Source organism: Amycolatopsis sp. lyj-109, from assembly GCF_046548995.1.
GTDB lineage: Bacteria > Actinomycetota > Actinomycetes > Mycobacteriales > Pseudonocardiaceae > Amycolatopsis.
In genome coordinates, this window is the sequence record NZ_JAJPWR010000040.1 from 14,080 (window position 1) to 37,461 (window position 23,382).

Annotated in this window: 20 protein-coding genes; 10 read left to right on the forward strand and 10 right to left on the reverse strand. The window is 70.7% G+C overall.

The annotated features are described in order from the left end of the window. Positions 1 to 89: 89 nt before the first annotated feature. Both ACLJQF_RS45880 and ACLJQF_RS45885 read right to left on the reverse strand, forming a co-directional pair. Entirely contained in the window at positions 90 to 2,057 is a 1,968-nt protein-coding gene (locus ACLJQF_RS45880) for a UvrD-helicase domain-containing protein (RefSeq protein ID WP_410616727.1), read from the reverse strand. 320 nt (positions 2,058 to 2,377) lie between these two features. Further along, positions 2,378 to 3,055 carry an MBL fold metallo-hydrolase gene (locus ACLJQF_RS45885; RefSeq protein WP_410616729.1) on the reverse strand — a complete coding sequence of 226 codons (678 nt, stop codon included), beginning with the start codon at positions 3,053 to 3,055 and terminating at the stop codon, positions 2,378 to 2,380. Between the two features lie 110 nt (positions 3,056 to 3,165). Between ACLJQF_RS45885 and ACLJQF_RS45890 the strand changes: the two genes are divergently transcribed. Both ACLJQF_RS45890 and uvrA read left to right on the forward strand, forming a co-directional pair. Continuing rightward, positions 3,166 to 4,368: an acyltransferase family protein gene (locus ACLJQF_RS45890; protein ID WP_410616730.1), complete on the forward strand. Its 1,203-nt coding sequence runs from the start codon at positions 3,166 to 3,168 to the stop codon at positions 4,366 to 4,368. 85 nt (positions 4,369 to 4,453) lie between these two features. After that, positions 4,454 to 7,315, forward strand: coding sequence for an excinuclease ABC subunit UvrA (uvrA, locus tag ACLJQF_RS45895; RefSeq protein ID WP_410616732.1), 2,862 nt, complete (start codon positions 4,454 to 4,456; stop codon positions 7,313 to 7,315). Between the two features lie 50 nt (positions 7,316 to 7,365). On the opposite strand, the gene ACLJQF_RS45900 is transcribed toward uvrA, so the two are convergent. Beyond that, the gene (locus tag ACLJQF_RS45900) at positions 7,366 to 7,911 is read right to left on the reverse strand and encodes a fibronectin type III domain-containing protein (protein WP_410616734.1); all 546 of its coding nucleotides are present in this window, start codon (positions 7,909 to 7,911) and stop codon (positions 7,366 to 7,368) included. Between the two features lie 225 nt (positions 7,912 to 8,136). On the opposite strand from ACLJQF_RS45900, the gene ACLJQF_RS45905 reads away from it, so the two are divergent. The 4 genes from ACLJQF_RS45905 (at position 8,137) to ACLJQF_RS45920 (ending at position 10,500) form a co-directional block, all read left to right on the forward strand. Continuing rightward, positions 8,137 to 8,640 (forward strand): hypothetical protein, encoded by a 504-nt coding sequence (locus ACLJQF_RS45905; protein ID WP_410616735.1) that lies wholly within the window; start codon positions 8,137 to 8,139, stop codon positions 8,638 to 8,640. Between the two features lie 144 nt (positions 8,641 to 8,784). Next, positions 8,785 to 9,336, forward strand: coding sequence for a sigma-70 family RNA polymerase sigma factor (locus ACLJQF_RS45910; RefSeq protein WP_247025062.1), 552 nt, complete (start codon positions 8,785 to 8,787; stop codon positions 9,334 to 9,336). Next, positions 9,333 to 10,055 (forward strand): anti-sigma factor family protein, encoded by a 723-nt coding sequence (locus ACLJQF_RS45915; RefSeq protein WP_410616736.1) that lies wholly within the window; start codon positions 9,333 to 9,335, stop codon positions 10,053 to 10,055. The genes ACLJQF_RS45910 and ACLJQF_RS45915 overlap by 4 nt, the downstream gene beginning before the upstream one ends. A gap of 1 nt (position 10,056) precedes the next feature. Next, complete coding sequence (locus ACLJQF_RS45920) at positions 10,057 to 10,500, forward strand: SRPBCC family protein (protein ID WP_410616738.1); 444 nt, start codon at positions 10,057 to 10,059, stop codon at positions 10,498 to 10,500. On the opposite strand, the gene ACLJQF_RS45925 is transcribed toward ACLJQF_RS45920, so the two are convergent. After that, a complete protein-coding gene (locus ACLJQF_RS45925; RefSeq protein WP_410616800.1) occupies positions 10,488 to 11,927 on the reverse strand; it encodes a DHA2 family efflux MFS transporter permease subunit in 1,440 nt (479 codons plus the stop codon). The genes ACLJQF_RS45920 and ACLJQF_RS45925 overlap by 13 nt on opposite strands. A gap of 122 nt (positions 11,928 to 12,049) precedes the next feature. On the opposite strand from ACLJQF_RS45925, the gene ACLJQF_RS45930 reads away from it, so the two are divergent. Then, the gene (locus tag ACLJQF_RS45930; RefSeq protein ID WP_410616739.1) at positions 12,050 to 12,451 is read left to right on the forward strand and encodes a winged helix-turn-helix transcriptional regulator; all 402 of its coding nucleotides are present in this window, start codon (positions 12,050 to 12,052) and stop codon (positions 12,449 to 12,451) included. Between the two features lie 179 nt (positions 12,452 to 12,630). Here the strand turns inward: ACLJQF_RS45930 and ACLJQF_RS45935 are convergent, their stop codons facing one another. After that, positions 12,631 to 13,980 (reverse strand): cation:dicarboxylate symporter family transporter, encoded by a 1,350-nt coding sequence (locus ACLJQF_RS45935; RefSeq protein ID WP_410616741.1) that lies wholly within the window; start codon positions 13,978 to 13,980, stop codon positions 12,631 to 12,633. Between the two features lie 157 nt (positions 13,981 to 14,137). Here ACLJQF_RS45935 and ACLJQF_RS45940 point away from each other — a divergent pair, with 157 nt between their 5' ends. Next, positions 14,138 to 15,712: an ATP-binding protein gene (locus tag ACLJQF_RS45940; protein WP_410616742.1), complete on the forward strand. Its 1,575-nt coding sequence runs from the start codon at positions 14,138 to 14,140 to the stop codon at positions 15,710 to 15,712. Then, on the forward strand, positions 15,709 to 16,377 hold the full coding sequence (locus tag ACLJQF_RS45945; RefSeq protein WP_176171321.1) for a response regulator: 669 nt from the start codon (positions 15,709 to 15,711) through the stop codon (positions 16,375 to 16,377). The genes ACLJQF_RS45940 and ACLJQF_RS45945 overlap by 4 nt, the downstream gene beginning before the upstream one ends. A 4-nt stretch (positions 16,378 to 16,381) precedes the next feature. Here ACLJQF_RS45945 and ACLJQF_RS45950 read toward each other — a convergent pair whose 3' ends face one another. Continuing rightward, positions 16,382 to 16,987 carry a hypothetical protein gene (locus ACLJQF_RS45950; RefSeq protein WP_410616743.1) on the reverse strand — a complete coding sequence of 202 codons (606 nt, stop codon included), beginning with the start codon at positions 16,985 to 16,987 and terminating at the stop codon, positions 16,382 to 16,384. Positions 16,988 to 17,085: 98 nt separating this feature from the next. Here ACLJQF_RS45950 and ACLJQF_RS45955 point away from each other — a divergent pair, with 98 nt between their 5' ends. Then, the gene (locus tag ACLJQF_RS45955) at positions 17,086 to 18,855 is read left to right on the forward strand and encodes a M64 family metallopeptidase (RefSeq protein WP_410616745.1); all 1,770 of its coding nucleotides are present in this window, start codon (positions 17,086 to 17,088) and stop codon (positions 18,853 to 18,855) included. A gap of 60 nt (positions 18,856 to 18,915) precedes the next feature. On the opposite strand, the gene ACLJQF_RS45960 is transcribed toward ACLJQF_RS45955, so the two are convergent. From ACLJQF_RS45960 to ACLJQF_RS45975, 4 genes are read right to left on the reverse strand one after another with little or no spacing between them, the layout of a single operon-like run. Then, complete coding sequence (locus tag ACLJQF_RS45960) at positions 18,916 to 20,283, reverse strand: beta-N-acetylhexosaminidase (protein WP_410616746.1); 1,368 nt, start codon at positions 20,281 to 20,283, stop codon at positions 18,916 to 18,918. A gap of 1 nt (position 20,284) precedes the next feature. Continuing rightward, on the reverse strand, positions 20,285 to 21,133 hold the full coding sequence (locus ACLJQF_RS45965) for a carbohydrate ABC transporter permease (RefSeq protein ID WP_410616748.1): 849 nt from the start codon (positions 21,131 to 21,133) through the stop codon (positions 20,285 to 20,287). Further along, positions 21,124 to 22,071 (reverse strand): carbohydrate ABC transporter permease, encoded by a 948-nt coding sequence (locus ACLJQF_RS45970; protein WP_410616749.1) that lies wholly within the window; start codon positions 22,069 to 22,071, stop codon positions 21,124 to 21,126. The genes ACLJQF_RS45965 and ACLJQF_RS45970 overlap by 10 nt, the downstream gene beginning before the upstream one ends. After that, a complete protein-coding gene (locus ACLJQF_RS45975) occupies positions 22,071 to 23,354 on the reverse strand; it encodes an extracellular solute-binding protein (RefSeq protein ID WP_410616750.1) in 1,284 nt (427 codons plus the stop codon). Before ACLJQF_RS45975 ends, ACLJQF_RS45970 begins: the two co-directional genes overlap by 1 nt. Positions 23,355 to 23,382: the final 28 nt, after the last annotated feature.

A 23,382-nucleotide genomic window follows, 5' to 3' on the forward strand; every position in this document is an offset into this window, starting at 1 on the left:
GGTCCGATGGAAGTGCCAGCGCTGGGTTTGCTGGGGACGCCCGGTTCGTCCGGGAAGTTGTCCGAAGCCGGGTTTTGACGCCCCAAGCGTTACCCGGCTGCTCCGTCCGTGTCCGTGCCCTCGTCGACGACACCCCACCAGAGGAAGTCCCGGGCGCGCGTCGCCGCGACGAGGCGTTGCCGGTCGCGCAGCTCCGACGCCTCTTCCGCGGCGGCCCCGCTTTCGCCCGTCCGGGCCGGGAACTCGACGACCAGCACGGCTTGGAAATCGAGCCCCTTGGCGCGGTGCACGGTGCCGACCTTGAGGTGGTCGTCGGGAGCGCCGGAGTAGTCGTCGAGGGACAGGACGGGCACGCCGGCCTCGCGCAGGATCCGCCGGCACCGCACGACGTCCTGACGCTGGAACAGGATCAGCGCGGTCTGCCCGAGCGGAACGGTCAGCCCGGCGATCCGCCGGGTCAGTTCGGCCGCGAGTTCCGCTTCGGTGCCGTGCCAGGACACCGCCGTCCCGCCGGTGTTGCCCGCTTCCGCGTTCTTCAGGGCGATCCCGGACGCGCCGTCGAGGTCGTCGACTTCGTTGCGCGCGTCGAACCGCTGGGCGAAGGTCAGCACCTCCGTGCGGTTGCGGTAGTTGACCCGCAGCACCTCGCCCCGGCCCAGGACCGGGATGCCCGCGTCGGAGAGCCGCCAGCCGCCCGGGTAGACCTGCTGCTGGCCGTCACCGACCAGGAGGAGCTGGTTCGGGCCGGTGCCGGCCAGCTCCTTGATCAGCCGGAGCCCGTTGAGGGTGATGTCCTGCACCTCGTCGACGACCACCGCGGCGTACCGGATTTCCAGCGGCCGGCGGCGCAGCTCGGTCAGTGCGATGTCGATCACGTCGTTGTAGTCGCGCAGACCGCGCTCGGCGAGCATCTCCTGGTACGTCTCGTAGAACTGCCACACCGCGGCCTTCTGCTCGTGGCCGAGCCGGAGTTCGCGCCCCCGCCGCACGGCGGGACGGCGGTACTCCTCGAGCGTGGTGAACCCGCGTCCCTTGATGACGCGGTCGATCTCGGTCCGCCAGTACTCGTCGTGCCGCTCGATCGGCTCCAGCACGGCGCGGTGCCGCGACCAGGCGCGGCCGAACGCGGTCCGCACCGCGCGTGCGTCGACCTCGACGGGCCGTCCCCGCGCGGTCAGGAACCGGCGCACCCAGGCGTGGAGGTGGACGAACTCGGCCCGGTCGCCGAATTCCGGGGCCAGCCGCCGGAAAGCGGCCTCGTGGACGGGCGGCAGGGTGCGCACGAACGTGGTGAACAGCACGGGACCGGCCGTCCGCCGGGCGACGTGCCGCAGCCGGTGGAGCGCGACGACCGTCTTGCCGGTCCCGGCCGGCCCGCTGATCCGCGCCGGCCCGCGGTAGTCGCGCGTGACGACCGCCCGCTGGTGCGGGTGCAGGAAGGTCAGCCACGAGTCGAACGGCCGCAACTGGGCGGCGGCGACCTCGGCTTCGACGAGTGTTCCGGCGTCGAGGAATCCTTCGGCCGCCGTGCTGTGTCCGGGTGTTTGGACGCGCAGCGGGACGTAGCCGTCGAGGATCTTCCCGGTTTGCTCGCTGATCGCTTCGATCTGGCGCCGGTTGAGGTGGGGTGCGGCGGGCTTGAGCAGCTTCGCCAGCTCGGTCTCGGCGATGACCCGGAAGGGCCCGGCGTCCCGGATGACCCTCTGGGGGCCGGGGGTGATCAGCACGAAGTGGACGGCACTGCCGGTGAGTTCCCGGCCGCTGCCGTCCCGGATCCCGGCGCAGCTTTCCTCGGCGTGCCGGACGAGGGCGTGCAGGCCGTTTCCTTGGGGTGGGCCGGCGGCGATAGTGACGGCGAAAAGGCCTTCGGGGCCGATGAAGAAGGCGTCCGCGCGGTCGTCACGAGGGTCGGTACGGACGAAGAGGCGCCAGTTGCCCACGGTCTCGACGAGCAAGGCCGTGAGGATCCGGCGATGATCGGCGTCGCGGACCTTGTCCCTCAGGAGTGCCGAAGCCTGCTGCTGGAGTACCCGCTTGGCATGCTTGCTGAGCGCCACCGCCCCTCCCGTCGTGACATCCGGTCACCAGTCGCGACGTGAAGACTACGGTGCGAGGCTCCAGAGCGCGTCCAAAGGCACGGCTCGGATCTTGTCTCCGAACGGCAATGTTTGCTGGCCCGTGTAGAGCAGGTTGGTGGCGAGCCTGGTCGGCGTGCTCTTGCCAGCCTGTGAGCAGCAAGATCAACGGTCATCTGGAAGGTTGACTCGTGGTCGGGTGGACGCACGCTGATAAATCACTTGGACTCAGGTCCCAGCACGGGGTACCGAACTGCGTTGAGGGGGCTCACCAGTCCAATGAGCCCCCTCACGCGTCCCTGTTACCAGCCGCGCTCGCGCCACTCGGTCAAGTGCGGCCGCTGCTCTCCGAGCGTCGAGTCGTCCCCGTGCCCCGGGTAGAACCAGGTCTCGTCCGGCAGTTCCCCGAAGAGCCGCGTCTCGACGTCGTCCAGCAGCGACGTGAAGTCCGCCGGCGACGCCGTCTTCCCGACCCCGCCCGGGAACAGCGAATCCCCGGTGAACAGGTGCGGGTGCCCCGCCGGATCCCGGTACAGCAGCGCGATCGATCCCGGCGTGTGTCCGCGCAGGTGGATCACCGACAGGGTGACCTCGCCCACCGACAACGTGTCCCCGTGCTCGACCAGGAAGTCCGGGGGGACCGGCAACGGCGAAGCGTCCAGCGGGTGGGCCGCCGTGTTCGCTCCGTTCGCCCCGGCCACCGCGCCCAGGGCCTGCCAGTGGTCCTGGTGCTGGTGGGTCGTCACCACCGTCTTCAACGACGGCCGGTCCGGGCCGTGGCCGATCAGGTCGGAAATGCGCTCCGGGTCGCTCGCCGCGTCGATCAGGAGGGCCTCGTTCGACTGACGGCACACCAGGAGGTACGCGTTGTTGTCCATCGGGCCGACGGACAGCTTGGTGATGGTCAGCGCGTCCAGGGTGCGGCGGGTGGCGTCGCCGCCCGGGTCGACGTGCCCCGTGTAAGTGTCCACGATGTTCACCCGGCACACGGTAGTCGTTTCGCTCCAAGCGGTTCCACCCGCACAAGCGCGCGGCCGCCGCGACACGTAGGCTCACCGCGAACCCCGCCGGCCCCGACCTCAGGACGACTGTGCCCACCTCCCCGACGCCGCGCCGGATCAGCTGGGACCTCCTCCGGGTCGTCGCCGTCGTCGCGGTCGTCCTCGGGCACGTCACCCACCAGGGTGCCCTGCTGCACCCGGAACTCACGGGGTACCCCTTCCGGGTGACAGCGCAGTTCGGCGCCGCGATCCTGCTGGTGATCTCCGCCTTCTTCGTTTGCGCCAGCCTCCGCAAGGGCAATCCCCGCCGGTGGCTGTGGAACCGCGTCGCGCGGCTGGTACCCGCGTACCTGGTCGCCGTCCTGGTGACCTACGTCGTGACGCGGTGGGCCGCGATCTCCTTCAGCGGCCTGCCCCACCCGCCCGGCGTCACCGGCTTTCTCTTCGGCGTGCCGGCGGGGCCGCCGGCGAACCCGTCGCCGTGGTACATCCCCACGTGGCTGGACCTGGTCGCCAACCTCGCCATGGTGCCGGAGTGGGGCATCCGCTGGGAGGCCTTCTACTACCTCGACGGCTCCTACTGGACGCTGCCGGTGCAGCTGATGGCCTTCACCGGCGCCGCCCTGCTGTGGCCGCGGTCGTGGCGCACCCACCGGCTGACCGTCGGCCTGCTCTGGGCGCTGATCCTCGGCCCGCTCGCGCTCCGGTTCCTCGTCTTCCCGCCGGGGACGGCGGGCCCGGTCGTCGAGACGTTCTTCTACGGCCTGGGGCTGCACCGGCTGCACGTCTTCGCCATCGGCGCCGCGATCTGGCTGTGGGCGCAGCGCCGGCTGAAGACGTGGCACATCGCGCTCTTCGTCACCGCCGCCGTGGCCGCGCAGGACCTGCAGGTGTTCCCGTTCCACGTCGCGCTGCCGCAGGACGCCCTGCGCTGGCCGTCCACGATCGGGTTCGCCGTCCTGCTCCTGCTGGTCTGCCTGGCCGCCCGCGGCCCGGACTGGCGGTTCCCCGGGCTGGCCCGGATCGCCCCGGCCGTCACCTGGCTCGCGGGCATCTCGTATGGTCTTTATCTGGTGCACCAGGAACTGGGTTACATCCTGGCCCGCGCGCTGCTCGACTTCGGCCTCCCCGGCTGGCTGCGGCTCCCCGTGGTCGTCGGCGCCGCCGTACTGGCCGGCTGGGCGGTCACCGCGGGGGTCGAACGCCCGGCCCACCGGTGGCTCACCCGCCGGAAGCCCGAAGAACCGCAGGTCAAAGACGCGGAGCCAGTTTCTGTCGGTGGTGGCTCGTAGCATGGATGCGGCCACCCGTGCACCTTCTGAGCGGGTCGGCGACCGCAGCTGAGAATGACTGAGAATGACCTGAGAGGACCCTGGCGTGGCTGATCGCCTCGTTGTTCGCGGTGCCCGCGAGCACAACCTCCGCGGCGTGGATCTCGACCTGCCCCGCGACAGCCTGATCGTGTTCACCGGCCTGTCCGGGTCGGGGAAGTCGAGCCTCGCCTTCGACACCATCTTCGCCGAAGGGCAGCGCCGCTACGTCGAGTCGCTCTCGGCGTACGCCCGCCAGTTCCTGGGGCAGATGGACAAGCCGGACGTCGACTTCATCGAGGGCCTCTCGCCCGCGGTGTCGATCGACCAGAAGTCGACCTCGCGCAACCCGCGCTCGACCGTGGGCACGATCACCGAGGTCTACGACTACCTGCGCCTGCTCTACGCCCGCGCCGGTAAGGCGCACTGCCCCACCTGCGGCGAGGCGATCAGCAAGCAGACCCCGCAGCAGATCGTCGACCAGGTGCTCGCCATGGAGGAGGGCACCCGGTTCCAGGTGCTCGCCCCCGTGGTGCGCGGCCGCAAGGGCGAGTACGTCGACCTGTTCGAGAACCTCCAGCAGCAGGGCTACGCGCGCGTGGTCGTCGACGGCACGGTGTACCCGCTCACCGACCCGCCGAAGCTGAAGAAGCAGGAAAAGCACCAGATCGGTGTCGTCATCGACCGCCTGAGCGTGAAGTCGGCGTCGCGGCAGCGGCTCACCGACTCGGTCGAGACGGCGCTGCGGCTGGCCGACGGGCTGATCGAGCTCGAGTTCGTCGACCTGCCGGACAACGACCCGCACCGGATCCGCGGCTTCTCCGAGAACCTGGCCTGCCCCAACGGCCACCCCCTCGCCATCGAGGACCTCGAGCCGCGCTCGTTCTCCTTCAACTCGCCCTACGGCGCCTGCCCGGTGTGCACCGGCATCGGCATCCGCAAGGAGGTCGACCCGGAGCTGGTGGTGCCGGACGACGAGCTGTCGCTGGCCGAGGGCGCGATCGCGCCGTGGTCGGGCGGGCAGAGCGCGGACTACTTCATCCGGCTGCTGGAGTCGCTGTCGGAGACCATCGGCTTCCGGATGGACACGCCGTGGCGGCGGCTGCCGGCGCGCGCCCAGAAGGCGGTGCTGCACGGCGTCGACGAGCAGGTCCACGTCCGCTACAAGAACCGCTACGGCCGCCAGCGGTCGTACTACGCGGCCTTCGAGGGCGTCATCCCGTTCCTCGAGCGGCGCCAGGAGCAGACCGAGTCCGAGTACATGCGCGAGCGGTACGAGGGCTACATGCGCGAGGTGCCGTGCCCGGCCTGCCAGGGCACCCGGCTCAAGCCGGAGATCCTCGCCGTCACGCTGCAGCACCAGACCCGCGGCGACATGTCCATCGCCGAGGTCTGCGCGCTGTCCATCGCGGAGGCGTCGCAGTTCCTCGACGAGCTGGAGCTGGGGCCGCGCGAGGCGATGATCGCCGGCGCGGTGCTCAAGGAGATCCAGGCCCGCCTGCGCTTCCTGCTCGACGTCGGCCTGACGTACCTCTCGCTCGACCGCGCGTCGGCGACCCTGTCGGGCGGCGAGGCGCAGCGCATCCGGCTCGCGACGCAGATCGGGTCGGGCCTGGTGGGCGTGCTGTACGTGCTCGACGAGCCGTCGATCGGCCTGCACCAGCGCGACAACCACCGGCTGATCGAGACGCTGACCCGGCTGCGGAACCTCGGCAACACGCTGATCGTCGTCGAACACGACGAGGACACCATCCGCTCCAGCGACTGGGTGGTCGACATCGGCCCGGGCGCGGGCGAGCATGGCGGCCACATCGTCCACAGTGGACCGTACAAGAAGCTGCTGAAGAGCAAGGAGTCGCTGACCGGGCAGTACCTGTCCGGCCGGCGCAGGATCGAGGTGCCGGCGATCCGGCGGCCGATCGACAAGAAGCGGCAGCTGACCGTCGTCGGCGCGCGCGAGCACAACCTGCGCGGGCTCGACGTCTCGTTCCCGCTCGGCTGCCTGGTCTCGGTCACCGGCGTCTCCGGCTCGGGCAAGTCGACGCTGGTCAACGACATCCTCGCGACCGTGCTGGCGAACAAGCTCAACGGCGCCCGCCAGGTGCCGGGTCGGCACACCCGGGTCAACGGCCTGAACAACGTCGACAAGCTGGTGCGCGTCGACCAGTCGCCGATCGGGCGGACCCCGCGGTCCAACCCGGCCACCTACACGGGTGTCTGGGATCACGTCCGCAAGCTGTTCGCCGCGACGACCGAGGCCAAGGTCCGCGGCTACCAGCAGGGCCGGTTCTCGTTCAACGTCAAGGGCGGCCGCTGCGAGGCGTGCGCCGGCGACGGCACGATCAAGATCGAGATGAACTTCCTGCCGGACGTCTACGTCCCGTGCGAGGTCTGCAAGGGCGCCCGGTACAACCGGGAGACCCTCGAGGTGCACTACAAGGGCAAGACCGTCTCGGACGTGCTCGACATGCCCATCGAGGAGGCCGCGGAGTTCTTCGAGCCGATCAAGGCCATCCACCGCCACCTGCAGACGCTGGTGGACGTCGGCCTCGGCTACGTCCGGCTCGGCCAGCCCGCGCCGACGCTCTCCGGTGGCGAGGCACAGCGCGTCAAGCTGGCCAGCGAGCTGCAGAAGCGCTCCACCGGCAAGACGGTGTACATCCTCGACGAGCCGACCACGGGTCTGCACTTCGAGGACATCAACAAGCTGATCGGCGTGATCAACGGCCTGGTCGACAAGGGCAACTCGGTGATCGTGATCGAGCACAACCTCGACGTGATCAAGACCTCCGACTGGATCATCGACATGGGCCCCGAGGGCGGTTCGGGCGGCGGCCAGATCGTCGCCGAGGGCACGCCGGAGCACGTCGCCGGCGTGGAGGACAGCTACACGGGCGAGTTCCTGCGGACGGTGCTCACGGCCGAGTAGCAAGTTCGTGAAGGCCACCTTGAGGAACTACAAGTTCCTCAAGGTGGCCTTCACGAACTTGGAGCCTGGCCGGTGGTCTGGTGGACCACCGGGGAGAGCGGGCCGTAGTGCAGGGTCCGGACGCGGTAGGCCGAGCCCTCTTCGCCGGGCAGCAGCGAGAGCAGGCAGGTCGTCACGTCCGGGTCGGTCACCTCGACCGGGTCGAAGTCCGGCGCGCCCGGGCGGCGGATCTCCAGCAGGAAGCCGGCTTCGTCGCGTGTGCGGTCGGGCCAGGTGACCGTCACCGTGCCGTCCGAAGTCACCGCGACCAGGTCCGTCGAGACCGGGCCGGTGAACGGCTGCACCCGGTAGTAGAACGGCGTCTCCGGGATCAGGTCCGGGTGGCGGTAGCTCATCGTGTGCGCGGGCAGGAACCGCAGCGTCGTCCAGGGCCCGGCCGGGTCGTTCGCGTACTCGACGCGGTGCCCGGCGCCGTCGTCCTGCCACGTCAGCACCACGGCGGTGGGCGAAGTCAGGGTCGCGGTGAAGGCGGGCGGAGAAGCCTCGGAACAGCCCGCGGCCAGCAGCGCCACCAGGACGAGGGGTTTGACGGGCACGGCGGCCTCCCAGGGCAATGGGGTCGGCGGCGCGGACGTGCCCGAGCTTAGGAAGCGCGCCCGCACGGCGACAAGATCGTGCCGATCACCGGGGCACACCAATCCGCCGGCGGACCGGCACCGAATGGCGCGAAAACCGGGCTGAACCGTTTCGCTCCTGCCGCCGTGTTCTGGGTGTCGAGGTCCACCGGATGGTGGAGCCGCCCTCACCGAGGAGAGAACGTCATGAACCGTATCCGGCCGGTGGTCGTCAGCGCGGTGGCGCTGTTCGCCGTCGCCTCCTTGTCTGCCTGCGGTGACATGGCCGACGGCGCCCAAGGACCGCAACACGGGGAACCGGGGCACAAGATGCTCCAGGTCGCCACGGTGAACGGCGTGGGCGCGGTGGTCACCGACGCCGACGGCAAGACGCTCTACCGGTTCGACAAAGACCTCTCCCAGCCGCCGACGTCCAACTGCGACGGCCAGTGCACGGCCTCGTGGACACCGATGCTCGCCGGGGTGGCCACACCGATGCTCAAGGGCATCCAGGACACCCAGGTCGGCACCGCGACCCGCAAGGACGGCAGCAAGCAGATCACGCTCAACGGCTGGCCGCTGTACGAGTTCACCGGCGACAAGGTCACGGGTGACATGAACGGCCAGGGCGCCAACGGCGCGTGGTTCGCCATTGCGCCGGACGGCAGCAAGATCACCGCGAAGAGCAAGGCCGGCGGCGCCGGGAACTGACAGACGACGGTTTTGGGCAGAACGAGGAAGGACGGGCAGCCGATGAACACCATGGTCGCGCTGCGCTCGGCGCACGCACCGCCGGTGGAGCTGAGGGTTGCACTACTGTCCTCGACGACTCAGAACACCGTCGGGAGGACGAGGGTGGCCATAGGAGGCAGGCGGCCTAAGAAGGCCAAAGGCGAAGACCTGATTCGGCAGCTGTACACCGAACACGGGCGAAGCCTGCTGGCCTACGCGACGAGGCTGACCGGGGATCGTGCGGCAGCCGAGGACGTGGTCCAGGAGACGCTGGTCCGAGCGTGGAAACACGCGGACGACCTGCAGAACGACGGGAAAGGCTCGGTGCGCGGCTGGTTGCTGACCGTCGCGCGCAACCTGGTCACCGACCGGGCACGGGCCCGGGCGGCCCGGCCACAAGAGGTGGCCGAACCGGCCGAAGGCGTGCCGACCCCGGCCGTCGAGCGCGATCACGCCCAGGGCGTGGTCGACTCGATGACCGTGCTCGGCGCGATGGACGGGCTGTCCAACGAGCATCGAGAGGTCCTGGTGGAGATCTACTACCGGGGACGGACGGTGGCCGAAGCGGCGAGAACACTGGGCGTCGCACCGGGTACCGTGAAATCAAGGTCTTATTACGCACTACGAGCACTCAGAGCAGCGATGATTTCGAGCGGAACGGAGGTGGCGCGATGAACTCGGTGGACGAGAGTCACACGCAGCTCGGCGCGTACGCCCTCGGCGCCCTCGATCCCGGGGAGGCGGCCGACTTCGAGCGGCGGCACCTGCAGACCTGCGCGCAGTGCCGGTTCGACCTGAACGAGCTCGTCGCCCTGCGCGACTCGCTCGACGAGGTCCCGCCCGAGGCGTTCCTCGACGGGCCGCCCGAGGGTGGGGACCTGCTGCTGCAGAAGACCCTGCGCCGGGTGCGCGACGAAGAAGAGCGCGTGGTACCGGCCCGCTCGGGCCGGTCGTCGTCCCGGCGGGGCCTGGCTCTGGTCGCGGCGGCGGTGCTGGTGGTCGCTGCCCTCGGTGGCGGCGTGCTGGTCGGCCGCCAGACGGCCCCGGGCAACGACGGGGGCATCGCGGCACCGCCGTCGAACGTGCCCGGCACGAAGACCGTCGAAGGCCGGGATCCGACGACCGGCGTGCAGCTGGCCGCGTCGATCATCCCGTTCCAGGGCTGGGTCAAGACGGACGTCAGCGTGAAGGGCGTCAAAGCCGGAGAGAAGTGCCTGCTCCAGGTGGTGACCAAGGACGGCAAAGCCGTGACCGCCGGCAGCTGGCAGGTGTCCGAGAAGTGGGAGAGCTCCGGCTTCAACCTCGACGGGTCGGCGCTGGTCGCCCCGGACGACGTCGCCTCGATCGACATCGTCACGGTGGACGGCCGGAAGCTGGTCTCGGCCCAGGTGTGACGTGACGGGCGCGCTGTACCGGTTCCGCAGCACGTGGCTGCTTCCCGGTACCGCGCCCGGGCGGGTGTTCGACGTGGTCACCGACCTCGCCGGCTACCCGCGGTGGTGGTCGGACGTCCGCGCGGTGCATCGCGTGGACGACGACACCGCCGAGCTGGTTTGCCGGTCCCGGCTGCCGTTCCGGATCGTCGTCCGGATGCACCGGGACCACCAGGACGAGCGCTCGGGCCTGATGCGGGTCAGGCTCAGCGGCGACCTCGACGGGACCCTGGCGGGAGCGGTCCGCGCGGCGGGCGCGGGCACGCTGCTGGAAATCACGCAGGACGTCCAGGCCCGTAAGGAGTTGCTGCGGCGCTTCGACACGGTGGCCCGGCCGCTCTTCCGCGCGAACCACGCGCTGATGATGCGGCGGGGCCACCGTGGGCTTTCCACCTACCTGGCCTGACCGGCGCTGCAGACCTCCGGCTCCGAAACCGCCGGGGCCGTGGCAGCGGCCTTCCGGGTGCGGCGGGCCAGGACCAGGCCGCCCAGTGCCACCGCCGCGATCAGGAAGCCGGCGCTGACCCCGTAGGCCAGCCGGAACCCGGCCGCCAGTGCCTCGCGGTGGTCCACCGCACCGAGGCTTTCGGTCCGGGCAGCGGCCACCGCGGCCAGCACCGCGGTGCCGACCGCGGCACCCACCTGCTGGGTCGTGTTGATCAGCCCGGACGCCACGCCGGCGTCCTCCGCCGGGACGTCCGCCATCGCCAGGCCCATCAGCGCCGGGATGGCCGCGCCGGCACCCAGGCCCATCAGCAGCAGCGGCGGCAGGACGTCGACGAAGTAGGAGCCGCCGACGGAGACGCGGGTGAGCAGCAGCAGGCCCGCGATCACCAGGCCGAGTCCGGTCAGCAGCACCGCCCGCGGGCCGAACCGGGCCGCGAGCTTGCCCGCGAAGCCCAGTGACGCCACCGCGATCACCGCCGGCACCGGCAGGAACGCGATGCCGGTGCCCAGCGCGTCGAGGCCCAGCACCTGCTGCAGGTACAACGCTGTGACGAACTGGAAGCCGAGCATCCCGGCGACCATCAGCACCATCACCACGTTCGCGCCGGCCACCGCACGGATCCGGAACAGCCGCAGCGGCAGCAACGGCGTCCGCGCCTTCGCCTGCCGCACCGCGAACGCCGCGAGCAGGACGACCGCGGCGAGCACCGCGCCCCAGGACGACGACGAAACGCCGTACACGCCGAGCATCACCGCGGCGGTGACCAGGACCGCGCCGAGCACGTCCAGGCCCTCCCGCAGGCCGGTGCCGCGGTCGGCCTCGACCACCCGGACGGCCAGCAGCAGCGCCGCCACGCCGATCGGCAGGTTGACGTAGAAGGTCCAGTGCCAGTTCAGCGCCTGCGTCAGCGCGCCGCCCGCGATGAGCCCGATCGACGCGCCTGCCGCCTGCGTGAAGCTGTAGACACCGATCGCCTTCGCCCGGGCGCGGGGCTCCGGGTACATCGTGACGATCATCCCGAGCACCACCGCCGACGCCAGCGCGCCGCCGATGCCCTGCGCGAACCGCGCCACGACCAGGACGCCCGCGTCCGCGGCCAGGCCCGCGGCCAGCGACGCGAGCGTGAACAGGCTCAGCCCGCCGAGGAAGACGCGGCGGCGGCCGAGCAGGTCGCCGAGCCGCCCGGAGAGCAGGAGCAGGCCGCCGAAGGCGACCAGGTAGGCGGTGAAGACCCAGGAGAGCCCGGCGGGCGTGAACCCGAGGTCGGCCTGGATCGCCGGCAGCGCCACCGCGACGATGCTGCTGTCGAGCACGACCATCAGCGAGGCGGCGCACAGCACCGCCAACGCGAGGCCACGGGAGCGGGTGGGGTGGTTCTCGGCCACGTTGTTGTCGAATGGCACAGTAGGCCCCTCCAGTCGAGAGTTCCCCTGGTCGTTGCCAGGGCACTTCTTGTAACAGTGCCCATCATGTGTGACCATGGGGTCGCCGGTAAGGAGGCACTTTCATGTCCCAGGGGAACATCGGTGTACCTGTCCAGGTCACCGTGATCGACCCGGAGAAACTCGACGTCTGCACGGTGCTGGAGGTCATCAACCGGATCAGCGGCAAGTGGGCGATCGGCATCCTCCTGGAGGCCATCCGCGGCCCCGTGCGGTTCACCGAGCTGGAACGCGCGGTCGAGGGGATCAGCCGCCGGATGCTGACCCTGACCCTGCGCAACCTCGAGCGTGACGGCCTGCTGGTCCGCACGATCTACCCGACCGTCCCGCCGCGCGTGGAGTACGAAGCCACGTCGATGGCGAAGGAGCTGTACCAGTCGCTGAACGGCCTGCTCGGCTGGGCGGAGCAGCACCGCGACGAGATCACCGCCGCGCGCCTCACCTACGACACCCAAGCCGCCTCCTGAACGCCGCACGCGCCGCTTTCACGTGAAAGCGGCGCTTTGCGCGGCAAAGCGGCACTTTCACGTGAAAGTGCCCCTTGGCGGAGACGTGGAACGGGCCGCGGTGCGAGGTCGGGGGGACTCGCACCGCGGCCCGCGGTGGTTCGTGCTCAGCGGGGGCAGTGAGCACGAACGTCAAGGGGTCAAGCCGGGACCTTTTCGCCCTCCGGCTCGGTTTTCACCGGTTCGTGTTCGTCGAGCATGGTGGCTTCGTCGAACGGCTCCTCACCGGCGAACACGCGGTGCGCCTGGTCGCGGTCGAACTCCTTCGTCCAGTTCCCGATGAGGACGGTCGCGACGGCGTTGCCGGCGAAGTTCGTCAGCGCGCGGGCCTCCGACATGAACCGGTCGATGCCGAGGATGAACCCGACGCCGCCGACCAGATCGGGCCGGTGCGACTGCAGGCCGCTGGCGAGCACCGCGATGCCCGAGCCGCTGACGCCGGCCGCGCCCTTCGACGCGATGATCATGAACAGCAGCAGCACGATCTGCTCACCGACCGAGAGGGGCGCGTCCTGGGCGGAGGCGATGAACAGCGTCGCCATGGTCAGGTAGATCGCGGTGCCGTCGAGGTTGAACGAGTACCCGGTCGGCACGGTGATGCCGACGACCGACTTGCCGACACCGAGGTGCTCCATCTTCGCGATCAGCCGCGGCAGCGCCGACTCGGACGACGACGTCGACAGGATCAGCAGGAACTCGCGGCGCAGGTAGTTGAGCAGCTTCAGGATGCTCACCCGCGCACCCACCCACAGGACCGTGCCGAGGATGCCGAACACGAACACCAGGCAGGTCAGGTAGAAGCCGATCATGATCACCGCGAGGCTCTTCAACGCGTTGACCCCGGTCGCGCCGACCACCGCGGCGATGGCACCGAACGCGCCGATCGGGGCGGCCCACATGATCATCGCCAGGATCCGGAAGACCAGCCGCTGGATGTGCTCGATGCCGCGCAGGATCGGCGCGCCCTTCGGGCCGAGCTTCTGCAACGCGAAGCCGACGAGCAGCGCGACCAGCAGCGTCTGCAGCACCTGGCCTTCGGTGAACGCCGAGACGAGCGTCTTCGGGATGATGCCGAGCGCGAACTCCACCGGACCGGCGGAGCCGGTGGCCGAGTCGTGGGCCTTCTTCACGTCGCCCGGGTTGAGGTGCAGCCCGGTGCCGGGGTGCAGCAGGTTGCCGACGATCAGGCCGATCGCCAGCGCGAACGTCGACATCGCGATGAAGTAGACCAACGCCATCAGGCCGATCTTGCCGACCTTCGCCGCCTTCGCGACCGACCCGACGCCGATCACGATGGTGCAGAAGATGATCGGCGAGATCATCATCTTGATCAGGTTCACGAAGCCGTCGCCCAGCGGCTTCAAGCCCTTGGCGAAGCCGGGGAAGAGGAAGCCGACCGCGATGCCCAGCGCGACCGCGACGATCACGGCCAGGTACAGGTAGCGGGTCTTGTCGCGGCGCGGCGCCGCGTCGGGGGTCGGTGTAGGCACCGTTGCCTCCAGCTCGGGGATGTCCAGGTTGCGGCACACTGTAGGCCGAGTTCGGTGATCCGGCTCACTTGTGTTCATTGAGTTCGTGTGATGATCGCACCGTCCCGTTCGGACAGCGGCTCGCGCGGTGTGCTGGTATGAGGAGGTGCCCCCGACGGTGCGGTCCCATTGGAGCCTCGCGCGCCAGCTGCTCGTGCTGCAGCTGGTGGTGCTCTGCGTGCTGGCCGGCGCCGGGATCACCTTCGCCTACCTCGACGCGCAGCGGGCGGTCGACGAGAACGCGCGCGACCAGGTCCGCGTGGTCGCCCTGACGGTCGCCGACGCGCCCAGTGTCGTGGCGGCGCTGGGGACGCCGGACCCGAGCGCGGCGCTCCAGCCGTTCGCACTGCGGGTGAAGGACCACACCCGCGTCGACTTCATCACGATCATGAGCCCGGCCGGGATCCGCTACACGCACCCGACTCCGGCGCTGATCGGACAGCACTACATCGGGAACATCGACAAGGCGCAGCGCGGCGAGGAGCAAACCGAGACCTACACCGGCTCGCTCGGCCCGTCCGTGCGCACCGTCGTGCCCGTGTTCGACGCCGGCCACCGGGTGATCGCGCTGGTCGCGGTCGGGATCACCGTCGCGGCGATCTCGGCCGAGCTGCGCGAACGCCTGTGGCCGCTGTTCGGCGTGGCGGCCGCGGTGCTGGTGGTCGGCGCGCTCGGTGGCTGGCTGATCAGCGCCCGGCTGCGGCGCCAGACCCGGGGCGTCGCGCCGGACGAGCTGAGCAACCTCTTCGAATACCACGAGGCCGTCCTGCATTCGGTGCGCGAAGGCGTGTTGCTCGTCGGCCGGGACGGGCGGATCGGCCTCTGCAACGACGGCGCGCGCATGCTCCTCGGCCTCGACGCCGACCCGGTGGGCCGCGACCTGGCGACGCTGGGCCTGCCGGACGGGCTGGCCGAGGCGTTCACGTCGGAGGAGAACCGGGCCGAGGAACTGCACCTGACGGACTCGCGCGTGCTGCTGGTCAGCACGACCGCCGTCCGCTCGGCCGGCCGCTCGCACGGCACCGTCGTCGTCCTGCGCGATCACACGGAACTGCAGTCGCTGACCGGGGAACTGACCACCGCCCGCGGGCTCGCCGAGGCGCTGCGGTCGCAGGCGCACGAGGCGGCGAACCGGTTGCACACGGTCGTTTCCCTGGTCGAGATCGGCAAACCCGAGCAGGCCGTCGAGTTCGCCACCGCCGAGCTCGCCTTCGCCCAGGAGCTGACCGACCGGGTCGTCGGTGCCGTCGCCGAGCCGGTGCTCGCCGCGCTGCTGCTGGGAAAGGCCGCCGAAGCGAGCGAGCGCGGGGTCGAGCTGACGGTCACCCCGGACACCGTGATCGACGACGCCTCGCTCGGCGTCGAAGCCCGCGACCTGGTGACCATCCTCGGCAACCTGATCGACAACGGCCTCGACGCGGCCGTGCGCGGCACCGGCCACCCGAAGGTCGTCGTCACCGCCCGCTCCGAGGAGGACGGGCTGCTGCTGCGCGTTGCCGACTCCGGGCCCGGCGTGCCCGAGGATGCCGACGTGTTCCGGCGGGGGTGGTCGACGAAGGCCGAGGACGGTCACGGGCTCGGGCTGGCTCTCGTCGGGCAGGCGGTGCGCCGCTACGGCGGCGCGGTCGAGGTCGGGCGCGGCGACGGCGCGGTGTTCACCGTCCGGCTGCCGCGGCAGGAGGCGGCCCGGTGATCCGCGTGCTGGTGGTGGAAGACGAGCCGGTCGCCGCGGAGGCGCACCGCGTCTACGTCGAGCGGCTCCCCGGGTTCGCGGTGGCCGGCGTGGTCCACTCCGGCGGCGAGGCACTGCGGTTCTGCGAACGCGAACCGGTCGACCTGGTGCTGCTGGACTTCTACCTGCCGGACACCCACGGCCTGGCGGTCTGCCGCTCGCTGCGCGCGGCCGGCCTGCCGATCGACGTCATCGCCGTGACGTCGGCGCGCGACCTCGGCCTGGTCAAGGCGGCGGTCTCGGTCGGCGTGGTGCAGTACCTGCTCAAGCCGTTCACCTTCGCCACCCTGCGCGAAAAGCTCGAGCGTTACGCGGAATTCCGCGACGCGTCCGGCGAGGTCACCGGCCAGGCGGAGATCGACCGCGCGCTCGGCGCGCTGCGCACGACCGAGCAGCCCCCGCTGCCGAAGGGCATGAGCGTCCAGACCCTGGAGGCGATCACGGACGCGCTTTCCGGCGCGGCGGAAGGACTTTCGGCGGGCGCGGCGGCGAGCGCGATCGGCGCGTCCCGTGTGACGGCGCGCAGGTACCTGGAGTATCTGGCGGACAACGGCATGGCCCACCGCGAGCCGCACTACGGCCAGGTCGGGCGGCCGGAGGTCTGGTACCGGCTGACCCGCGTATAACGACCTATAACCGGTCGAGCAGGAGCTGGGCGATCTTCGCGTAGACCTCGGTTCGCTGGGGACGCAGGTCCAGCTCCGCCAACCGGGTCTCGCCGTGGGACTTTTTCGCGACCATCAGCACGACGCCCTCCTTTCCGGGGGTGGTCGGAGAGCAGGTGCGCGCTGTCCCGGTGACCCCGGCGACCGGCACCGCGGCGTCCGCGCACTCCTGGGACCATTCCTTCAGCACCGCGTCGAACCGCCCGGTCCCCGGAACGGCGGCGACGTAGAGCTGGTGGATCTGCCTGCCGCCGACCCGGGAGGGGTAGTCGCAGCGGTAGATCGCAGCCCGCCATGACCGGTCCGGTGCCGCTTCTTCGGCCCACGCATCGAGCGCCGCCCCCATGGCGGCGCGGACGTCGTTCACCCCGAGGAAGGGGCAGGCCGAGGTGACCTTGTCCGGCGACTGCGGCGGTGGCGGCTGAGGCGTGGTCGGTGGCTGAGAGCCCGGGCTGGCGCCCAGGGCCGGCGCGTCCGAAGCCGGCACCGCCTTCGTGGTCGGTGGCGGCGCCGAAGAGGTGGTGCTCGCGACCGGCTCGGCAGGCGAGCACGCGGCCAGCAGCGCGAGCACACCCGCGGCGACCAGGATTCCCCTCGATTCCCCATCGCCCGAGAATAGTCCGACTTCCGGCGGTTCCGGTCACGGAAGTACTGCGGTAGACCGGGATCATGCGGAAATGGGTGGGGTTCTTCGCAGCGTTCGTCCTGTCCCTCGGGCTCGCCACTCCGGCGCACGCCGCGGAGCCCACGGCCACCGTCACCGAAGTGCAGGTCACCGGGCCGGTCACTCAGCGGTTCACCCTCGTCGTCCTCGGGGACGGCTACACCGCCGCCGAGCAGCCGAAGTTCTTCGCCGACGTCGAGCGGCACGTCAGCACCCTGTGGTCGCTCGAGCCGTTCAAGTCCTACCGCAGCTACTTCAACGTCTACGCCGTGTCGATCGCCTCGCCGGAGTCCGGTGTGGACTGTGACCCCTCGCTCGACGCACCCCGCCGGGACACCCCGCTGGACATGGGTTTCTGGGGCGGCTGCAACCCGCAGAGCGTGCAGCGGCTGCTGACCGTCGACGACGCGGCCGCTCAGCGGTACGCCGACCTCGTGCCGGGCACGACCCGCGCGAACCGCCAGATCCTCGCGCTGGGCAACAGCACCACCTACGGCGGCGCGGGCGGCACCTACGCGACGGCGTCCGGCGGGAACGCCCTGTCCGCGCTCATTTCGCCGCACGAACTCGGCCATTCGCTCGGCGGCCTCGACGACGAGTACGACTACTACGCGCGCGCAGTTCCTGGTGGGGCGTACGAAGGCGGCGAGCCCGCGTCGATCCACCACACCCTGCTGACCGAGCCGCAGCTGCGCGCCCAGCACGCGAAGTGGTGGCGCTGGCTCGGCGAGCCCAGCGAGTCCGGCGGCACGATCGGCCGCTTCGAAGGCGGGCTGTACACCCAAACCGGCGTCTGGCGGCCGAGCAGGCATTCGATGATGAAGACGCTCGGCTACGCGTTCGACCAGGTCGGCCGCGAGCGGATGACGCAGCGGATCGCGGCGAAGGTCCCGCTGATCACCGGCGGCACCCCGGCCGGGACGATCGGCGCCGACCGGGTGGTCCGGGTGCGCCCGATGCACCCGGTGGACCACCGCTTGGACATTCGCTGGACCCTCGACGGCGTTGCGCTGCCCGGCCGGGACGCGGTCGACCTGCGCCGCGCGCACGTGCGGCCCGGTCGCCACACGTTGACCGCAACGGTGACCGACCCGACGCCGTTCGTCCGCGACCCGGCGGCCCGGCCCGCCGCAACTCGTACCTGGACGGTCGATACAGCGGTGGTCACGCCGCCCGCGAGTGGTCCGGCGGTGGTGGCCTCGACGCCGACTTCGCGCCCGGTCGGCGGCCACGACGTGGTGTACGTCGAAACCGGCGAGCCGACCGGCTCGATCCCCGAGGTCGTCTGGACCCTGGACGGCCGCTACGCCGGGACCGGCTCCGACCACGCCCTCGACGCACCCCGCGGCACGCACACGCTCACCGCCACGACCGGCGGCACGACGGTGAGCTGGACGGTGGACGCGACGGGCCCGGAGACCACGGCGGAGCTGCCGGCGGGCACCGCGTACCACGGTTCGTTCACGATGCGGCTCACCTCGCCCGACGGGATGCCGGAGTTCCGCGTCGACGGCGACGGCTGGCACAAGTACTTCGGCTGGCCGACGGACCCGAACGCGCCGTACCTGTTCACCCCGCGCGGCACGGACATCGACGGGCTCGCGTACGGCAACCTCGGCGAGGGCGGGCTGACGGTGTCGCCGTTCTCCGAACGCAAGCCGGGCTACGGCACGCACCGGATCGAGTACCGGTCGATCGACGCGGCCGGCAACGTCGGCCCGGCGAAGTCGGTCACGGTGACGCTGCTGCCGCAAATGGTCGTGAGTGGTAATTAGGGTTAGAACCCGAATTACCACTCACGACAAGCCGCGGCAGATAGGTGAATCCAGGCTGAGTCAGCGTGGCCGGCCGGGCACCCCGGGCCGCAGCTGCCACGGATGCGGCCCGGCCAACGGCCGGTACTCCACCCCCAAGGCGTCCAGCCGCGGCAGGTGGTGGTCCCGCAGCCGCGGCAGGAACTCCGCATAGTCCCGCGGCCCGGAGCTCCACGCCACCTCGGCGAACGCCGACAGCCGCGGGAACGCCATGTAGTCCACCCGCCGCACGCTGTCCAAGTGCTCGCTCCACACCTGCGCCTGCACGCCCCGCAGCCGCGGGCCGCTCAGCGCCGGCTCGTACGCGTACACGTCCTCCAGCGTGTGCACCTCGCCGACCGGGATCGGCTCGCCGGGATCCGCGGACTGCCGGTGGTCCAGGTACACGTGCTGTTCCGGGCACAGCACCACGTCGTGCCCCGCCGACGCCGCCTGCCGGCCCGCCTCCTCGTTCCGCCAGGCGGCGATGACCATCGGGGGCAGGCCGCCGATGTCGAGGACCTCGTCCCAGCCCATCGGGGTGCGGCCGCGGGCCACCAGGTACTCGGCCAGCTGCCGGACGAACGCGCGGTGCTCGTCGGTCGCGCCCGGTGTCTCGTCGCCGCCGAGGGCGATCACCGGGGACGGGAAGATCGCCAGCAGGTGGTCGAACACCGTCCGGAAGAAGTCCAATGCGGACGGAGTCGGCGAAAGGAGCGAGGTGCTGATGCCCCACGAAGTCCAGACTTCGTAGGACGACGACGTCCCCAGCGAAGGATAGGCCGCCAAAGCCGCCCGCGCGTGGCCCGGGATGTCGATCTCCGGCACCACCGTGATGGCCCGCGAAGCGGCGTAGGCGACGATCTCCCGAAGGTCGTCGCCGGTGTAGAACCCGCCGTGCGGACGGCCGTCCTGCTCGCCTCCGCTGCCCACCATCGACGACGGCCGCCAGCCGCCCACCGACGTCAGGAGCGGGAGGGAAGGCACCTCGAAGCGCCAGCCCTGGTCGTCGGTGAGGTGCAGGTTCAGCACGTTCAGCTTGTGCGCGGCCAGCAGGTCGACGAACCGGAGCACCTCGGCCTTCGTCCGGAAGTGCCGGGCGACGTCCAGCAGGCAGCCACGCCACCCGAATCGGGGATGGTCCTCGACGACCCCGCACGGCAGCGACGACGGCGCGAAACCGGCCACCCGGAACGCGGCCGGCCCCGCCAGCTGCCGCAGCGTCTCCCGCCCGTAGCACTCGCCGGCGGCGTCGGCCGCCTCCAGGACCACGCCCGAGGGGGAGATCGTGAGCCGGTAGCCCTCCGGCGGCAGCGCAGCGGGCCGGACGTCCACTGTGGACGGCCACGGGCAGGAACCCGGCGCGGGCGTCACCGAAACCGGGCGGGGGAGCAGGGTGTCGAAAGCCATGTCAGCCCTTCACGGCGCCGGCCATGCCGGACACCAGCCGTCGTTGGACGAGGACGAAGAACACGAGCACCGGGATCGTCATCAGCGTCGAGGATGCCATCACCGCGCCCCAGTCGGTGTCCTCGGGCTTGAAGAACACCAGGATCGCCTGCGGCAGCGTCTGGTTCTCGGTCTTGGAGACGATGAACGTCTTGGCGAACAGGAAGTCGTTCCACGCGTGGATGAACGCCAGCACACTCACGGCCACGAGCCCGGGCGCCACCAGCGGGAACAGGATCTGCCAGGTGAACCGCATCCGTGACGCGCCGTCGAGCTTCGCTGCCTCTTCGAGTTCCACCGGCACCGCGGCGACGAAGCCCCGCAGCATCCAGATCGCGAACGGCAGGCTGAACGCCAGGTGCACCAGGACCAGCGAACCCAGCTCGTTCAAACCGAACGCCGGCACGACCCCGCCGAGCGACCGCATCAGGAAGAACAGCGGGATGGTCAGCGCCTCCACCGGCACCATCTGGGCGACCAGCGTCATCACCAGCAGCACGGTCCGGCCTTTGAAGGCGAACCGCGTCAGAGCCACCGCCGAGAGGAACGACAGCAGCAGCGACAGCGCCACGACGACCAGGGCCACGAGCAGGCTGTTGACGAAGAACCGCCCGAAGCCCGACACGGTGAGGACCCGCGAGAAGCTGTCGAACGACGGGCTGAGCGTCCACGGCTTCGGGTTCGCCGTCTGGATCTCGCCCGCCGGCTTCACCGCCGAGAGCAGCATCCAGTACAGCGGGAAGGCAACGATCCCGGCGATCACGACCGTGACGACTTCGGCGATCAGGCGCCCGGGGCGCTTCACAGCCATGCCGCGCTCCGGCGCTGCGCCCGGACGTACAGCCCGGTGACCGACAGCAGCAACAGCGTCATCACGACTCCGATCGCCGAGCCGAGGCCGTACTCCTGCCCGGCGAAGGCCTGTTGGTAGGCGTAGACGTTGAGCACGAGGTTGCGCCCGGCCACGCCGCCGCCGTTGGTCATCACGTAGATCTGGGTGAACACCTTGAAGTCCCAGATGATCGACTGGACGGTCGCGATCATCAGCAACGGCCGCACCATCGGCAGCACGATCGTCCACGTCGTGCGCCACACCGACGCGCCGTCGAGCGACGCGGCCTCCAGGACCTCGTCCGGCACGCCCTTGATCCCGGCGTACATCGTGACCAGCACGAACGGGAACGAGCACCAGATGACCTCGGCGGCGACCAGGCCGAACGCGCCGAGCGTGCCGAACGTCCACGAGTGGTGCTCGAACGGCAGCCCGAGGCCCGACAGCACCTCGTTGACCAGGCCGAAGTCGGTGTCGAAGAGGAACAGCCAGACGTAGGAGCCCGCGATCGCCGGGGTCGACCACGCGCCCAGCGCGGCCAGGAACAGCAGCATCCGGGGCAGCGAACGCACCCGCGAAGCCAGCACCGCGAGCCCGGTGCCGACGAGCAGCGAACCCACGACGCAGGCCGCGGCGAACCCGACCGTCTTGCCCAGCACGGTCCAGAACTGCGCCTGGGACAGCAGGTCGGCGTAGTTCGCGAAGCCGAGGAACACCAGGGGCGCGTTGCCCGCGGCCTGCGGCTGGCCGTAGTCGTAGAACGAGATCAGGACCAACTGGTAGATCGGGTAGGCCAGCAGCGCGGCGAGCAGGATGCCCGCCGGGGCGAGGTAGAGCGCGGCGGCCCGGCCGTCCCCCGTCCGCCTCGGCCGCCGCGCCGGGGCCGTGACGGAAGAGGCCTCCTGGACCGTCACCACTAGCCGAAGGCCTTGTCCATCGCGGCGGCCGCGTCGGCGAGGGCCGCCGACGGGTCCTTGCCGCCGGTGGCGATCTGCTGCACGGCCGTCGGCAGCACGTTCTGGCTGTCGATCTTCGACCACGCCGGCGTCGCCGGGACGAACTTCGTGCCCGCCTTCAGCGTGTCGACGAACGGCTTGAGGAACGGGTCGTTCGCCGCGAGCTTCCGCTGCACGCTGCCCAGCGTCGGCAGGTTGCCCATCGCGGTGTACATCTTCTCCTGGTACTTCGCGCCGCCGAGCAGCTCGACGAACTCCAGCGCCAGGCCGCGGTGCTTGCTCGCCTTGAACACGCCCAGGAGGTTGCCGCCGGCGAACGCGGGCGCGGTGCTCCCCACAGTCAGGCCCGGCAGCGGCACGACGGCGTACTTGCCCTTCACCGCGCCCTGCTCGACGGCCTTGCGGTTGAAGTCGCCGCCGATCGTCATCCCGGCCTTCCCGCCGGCGAACGCCGTGACGCTCTGCGTACCGGTCAGGTTCGCGCACTGCGCGGGCGGGCAGATGTCGTCCTTGAGCAGGTTCGCGTACTGCGTGACGCCGGCCTTCGCCTGCTCGCCGGTGACCGCCGACGTCCACTTGCCGCCCTGTTCCTGCGCCAGCTCCCCGCCGTTGGCCCAGAGGAAGGGCAGCATCGCGTAGGTGTACTTGCCGCCGACGGAGATGCCGTAGAGGTCCGGCTTGGCGGCGCGGATCCGGCGGGCGGTGTCGGTCAGCTCGGCCAGCGTCGACGGCGGCTTCAGGCCGAGCTCGGTGAAGACGTCGGTGCGGTAGTAGAGCGCCCGGATGCCGGTGTACCAGGGCAGGCCGTAGGTCTGGCCACCGGACTTCGCGGTGTCCAGCACGGTCGGGATGAGGTCCTTGCCCGCGCCCCACGCCGCGAGGTCGCCGGTCAGGTCGGCCAGCGCCCCGGTGGCCGCGTAGCTGGAGACGTCGGTGTTGCCGAACTCGGCGACGTCCGGGGCGTTGGCCGGGTCGTTGAAGGCACCGGAGAACTTGTCGGCGCGGCCCTCGACCGGCACCCACTGGACGTCGACCTCGACGCCCTGGTGCGCCGCCTTGAACTCGGTGATCGCCTCCTTGACCGCGGCCTCCTTCGGCGCGCGGTTGGCTTCGTCGAACAGCCAGACGCGGACGGTGCCGGTCTTGTCGTCCCCGCCGCCGCCCGCGGGTGCGGACTGGGTGGGCGCGCAGCCGGCCAGCAGGGCCAGCCCGGCGACGACGGGCAGGGTGCGGCGCAGTCTCATGAGGAACCTCCCGTAGGTACCCTCGTGA